This is a genomic window from Sinomonas sp. (assembly GCF_051955515.1).
Lineage (GTDB): Bacteria > Actinomycetota > Actinomycetes > Actinomycetales > Micrococcaceae > Sinomonas.
In genome coordinates, this window is the sequence record NZ_JBQCGQ010000112.1 from 1 (window position 1) to 3,954 (window position 3,954).

The 3,954-nt window shown below is 68.3% G+C and carries 4 protein-coding genes; 2 read left to right on the forward strand and 2 right to left on the reverse strand.

Translation table 11 applies throughout. From position 1 onward, the window contains the following. Positions 1–145 precede the first annotated feature (145 nt). Positions 146–823 (reverse strand): Crp/Fnr family transcriptional regulator, encoded by a 678-nt coding sequence (locus tag ACTHL9_RS06015; RefSeq protein ID WP_440517937.1) that lies wholly within the window; start codon positions 821–823, stop codon positions 146–148. 132 nt (positions 824–955) lie between these two features. Here ACTHL9_RS06015 and ACTHL9_RS06020 point away from each other — a divergent pair, with 132 nt between their 5' ends. Next, positions 956–2,140: a MarP family serine protease gene (locus tag ACTHL9_RS06020; protein ID WP_440517938.1), complete on the forward strand. Its 1,185-nt coding sequence runs from the start codon at positions 956–958 to the stop codon at positions 2,138–2,140. Here the strand turns inward: ACTHL9_RS06020 and aroQ are convergent, their stop codons facing one another. Continuing rightward, positions 2,141–2,638 (reverse strand): type II 3-dehydroquinate dehydratase, encoded by a 498-nt coding sequence (gene aroQ, locus ACTHL9_RS06025; protein ID WP_440517939.1) that lies wholly within the window; start codon positions 2,636–2,638, stop codon positions 2,141–2,143. A 262-nt stretch (positions 2,639–2,900) separates the two neighbouring features. On the opposite strand from aroQ, the gene ACTHL9_RS06030 reads away from it, so the two are divergent. Next, positions 2,901–3,833, forward strand: a complete 933-nt coding sequence (locus ACTHL9_RS06030; protein WP_440517940.1) for a cupredoxin domain-containing protein — start codon at positions 2,901–2,903, stop codon at positions 3,831–3,833. The last annotated feature ends 121 nt before the right edge of the window (positions 3,834–3,954 follow it).

A 3,954-nucleotide genomic window follows, 5' to 3' on the forward strand; every position in this document is an offset into this window, starting at 1 on the left:
GCACCACAGAAACAGCGGGGTCCACGACGACGGGCACCTACAGGATCAGTCCGGATACCGCCCGAGGCAACCGGTGCCAGCACGAATCTTCGCGCACCACAGTGCGCCCCGGAACGGGCCGCCCCACTGCTGTACCCGAAATGGGTCAGCGGGAGCGCTGGCGCAGGCGCGGCATGTCGAGAATGACGACGGCACGGGCCTCGAGGCGGATCCACCCGCGCTGCACGAACTCGGCGAGGGCCTTGTTCACGGTCTCGCGGGACGCGCCGACAAGCTGCGCGAGCTCCTCCTGGGTGAGCTCATGCGCAACGAGGACGCCGTCCGTAGCGGGACGTCCGAAACGGTCCGCGAGGTCGAGGAGCGCCTTGGCCACGCGGCCGGGGACGTCGCTGAAGACGAGGTCGGACAGGGAGTCGTTCGTGCGGCGAAGGCGGCGCGCGAGGGCCTGCAGCAGCTGGGCCGAGACCTCGGGGCGGGCGCGGAGGAGCGACACGAGGGCGTCGTTCTTGAGGCCCGCGAGGCGGGTCTCGGACACGGCGGTTGCGGTCGCGGTGCGGGGGGCCGGGTCGAAGAGTGCCATCTCGCCGAACAGCTCGCCGGGGCCGAGGATCGCGAGGAGCGACTCCCGGCCGTCCGGGGACGTGCGCCCGAGCTTGATCTTGCCGGAGACGATGAAGTACATCTGATCGCCCTGATCGCCCTCACGGAACACCGAGGCACCGCGGGAGAGGTCGACCTCCGTGAGCTCGTCGGTCAGAAGGCGGAAGGCCTCGTCGTCGAGAGTGGCGAAGAGCGGCGCGCGGCGCAGTACCTCGATATCCAATTCAGTCTCCTAGTCAATAGCCTTCAGCTTGCGCTGGGGGTCATTCTTCCAGATTCGACAAGGCTTTGTGACGAAGTCGCCACCGCGGCGCCGCACAGGATGGCCTCAGGCCGCGCCGATAGACTGGTGGCAATGTTGGACACGACCTTCCTGGACCTCGTGCTCGTGGTGGTCCTGATCGGCTACCTCGTCTACGGGGTCCGGGCCGGTTTTCTCGTGAGCCTGGGCGGCATCGTGGGCTTCCTCGTCGGCGGCGCCGCAGCGTTCTTCGCCGTGCCCCTGGTGAGCCAATGGCTCTCTGACAGCGGCTGGCGCGCGGCCGCCGTCGTCATCACCGCGATCCTCCTGATGGCCGCCGGCAATGCTGTGGGGACGGGACTCGGGCGGCGGCTGCGGGGCAAGATCCGCTGGAAGCCGCTCGCCATCGTCGACAAGGTCCTGGGCGGGATCGCGAATGTCGCTGTCGCGGCGATCGTGATGTCGATGCTGTCCTTCACGGTGTCCAGCGTCGGTGTCCCCGTGCTGTCACAGCAGCTCTCCTCCTCGCGGGTCATCACGGCGATCGACGGGCTGACGCCGGACCCGGTCAAGGCTGAGGCCGCGCAGATTCGGGCCTTCGTCCTCGGCGACACCCTTCCGCGGATTATCGAGGGGATCGGGCCGCTCCAGCCCGTGCCGATCCCGGACGAGAACACCGACGCGCCCGCGCTGCGCACCGCGGCGCACTCGATCGTCCGGATCACCGGCACCGCCTTCCAGTGCGGGCAGAACCAGACGGGCAGCGGATTCGTCGTGGCGCCCGGGCGTGTCATGACGAATGCCCACGTGGTAGCGGGGGTGCAGGAGCCCGTCGTCGAACTTCCCGGGGGCGGCGCGCGCACGGCGCGGGTGGTCTACTTCGACAGCGTGCACGACCTGGCCGTCCTCGCCGTCGACAGCCTGTCGCTGTCCCCGCTCCCGCTTGCCGGGAACAGCGCGCCCGGCACGTCCGCGGCGTTCGGGGGCTATCCGCTCGGTGGCCCCTTCCAGATGCGTCCCGCGGCGATCCAAGGCACGACGACGGTGCTCGCCCCCGATATCTACGGCGCCAACGCCGTGCCGAAGATGGTGTACCAGATTGCGGGGAACGTGCAGCAGGGCAATTCGGGCGGCCCCCTGCTCACGCTCGACGGTTCGGTGACGGGCGTCGTGTTCGCGAAGTCGGACAATACGCCGAACGTCGGCTACGCGATCACGATGGGCGAGGTCAAGCCCGTGGCGGACCAGGCCCCCGGGCTCTCGCAGCCGGTGCAGCCCGGCCAGTGCACCCGGAAGTAGCTACAGCACCCGTTCGCGCGTGAGCTCAGCGAGGTATTCGATCGCGAACCGGTAGCCAAGCGTGCCTGCGCCGGCGATCACGGCTCGGCACACGTCGCTCAGGTACGAGTGGTGGCGGAAGGGCTCGCGGGCGTGGACGTTCGTGATGTGCACCTCGACGGCGGGGAGGGTGACCGCCGAGATGGCGTCGCGGATCGCGACCGACGTGTGCGTGTAGGCACCTGCGTTGATGACGATGCCGATCGCCGAGTGGCGGGCCTCATGGATTGCGTCGACGAGGGCGCCCTCGTGGTTCGACTGGACGAAGTCGCATTCGAGACCGTGGGCGTCCGCCGCGCCGGCGCAGAGCCGCTCGATGTCGCCGAGGGTCGCCGTCCCGTATTTCTCCGGCTCGCGCGTCCCCAGCAGATTGAGGTTGGGGCCGTTGACCACGAGGATGCTCGTGCGGGCGGCCGGGGCAGAGGGCGCGGGAGACGACGACGGTGTGGGCTCGGTCATGGACCGATCCTACGCGGTGGGTCCGGTGCCGCTCCGTTTGGCTGGTTGCCGCGTCGCCCGGGCGGGGTCTACCCTTGGTCGCAGTTCGTGAGGTCCATGGGTCACACCCTGTTCGGCAGAGGTCTCGGCGCCGAAGCGGCGTCCACTCGTTAGTGGGGTTTCTGGGCTGCCGCCCGCAGTCGGTGCGCATGAGGCGCGCCGGCCACCCGCCGTCGTCCGCGCTGGCCGGGCACGGCACGCACCTCCTGCGAGGAGCACCTCCATGTCACTTCGTCTGCATCGCCGCAGGATCGCCGTTCTGCTCACGCTGGTCGGCCTTCTGATCGGCCTCTTCGGAACAGCGCCCGCGGAGGCGTCGGTCACCACCAACCCCAACACCGTTACCTGGAAGGTCCTCGTGGGCGAGCAGTCCCCGGATCTGGCCATCCAGGGCATGAGATTCCTTCCTGGCGACATCACGATCGACCAAGGCGACTCGATCAACTTCGTCGCCAACAGCGCCGAGATCCACACCGTGAGCTACGGGAATCCTCCTCTCCCGACCGACACCGTTGACCACCTCCTCGCGGACGCCGTGCCGCGCGTGGGAGGACCCGTCTTCGATCCGACCGCACCGTGGACGAATTCCGGCATCCTCACGACGATGCCCTCGTCCGAATTCCCCTCGGTGACCTCGTACGTCCAGAAGTTCACGACGCGCGGTGACTTCACGCTGTACTGCCTGATCCACGGGAAGATGATGTCCATCACCGTCCACGTGCACGCCCCGCACACTCCGTACCCGCATACTCAGGCGTGGTACGACCTGCAGGCGCGGCTGCAGACGGCCAGTATTCTCGCCGACGGGTACTGGCTGTGGGCCACCACGGCTGCCAAGGCAACACCGACCCATGTGTACGTCGGAGCGAGCGACGACGTCGCGATGGTCATGCGGTTCATCTGGGACAGGGACGTGGTTCCCCTCGGAACGACCGTGACGTTCGATATGAGCGCAAACCAGGTGGTGGTGCCTCACACGGCGACGTTCACTTCGCTGCGCCAAAACGGCCAACTGGTTGATTCCGGGACGCTCTTGCCCGCCTTCGCAGGCGGCCCATCCACCTTCCACGTGACCTTCACCCAGAGGGGGACGTGGGATTACTTCTGCCAGTTCCATGACGACATGGGGATGGTCGGAAGCGTCACGGTGGTCTGAGGACTCGAAACCTAGCCACTGAACGAGCGGTGCCCCCGCCACAGCCCGGGCCCCCGGCGCGCGCAGGTGGGGGGGTTCAGGCCGCGCCCCCCCCAGACTGGTTCCGGTCGCGCAGGTACCC

Coding starts and splice junctions, on each gene's coding strand:
- ACTHL9_RS06020 (WP_440517938.1), top strand. CDS start 956: ATGTTGGACACGACCTTCCTGGACCTCGTGCTCGTGGTGGTCCTGATC.
- aroQ (WP_440517939.1), bottom strand. CDS start 2,638: ATGACCGAGCCCACACCGTCGTCGTCTCCCGCGCCCTCTGCCCCGGCC.
- ACTHL9_RS06030 (WP_440517940.1), top strand. CDS start 2,901: ATGTCACTTCGTCTGCATCGCCGCAGGATCGCCGTTCTGCTCACGCTG.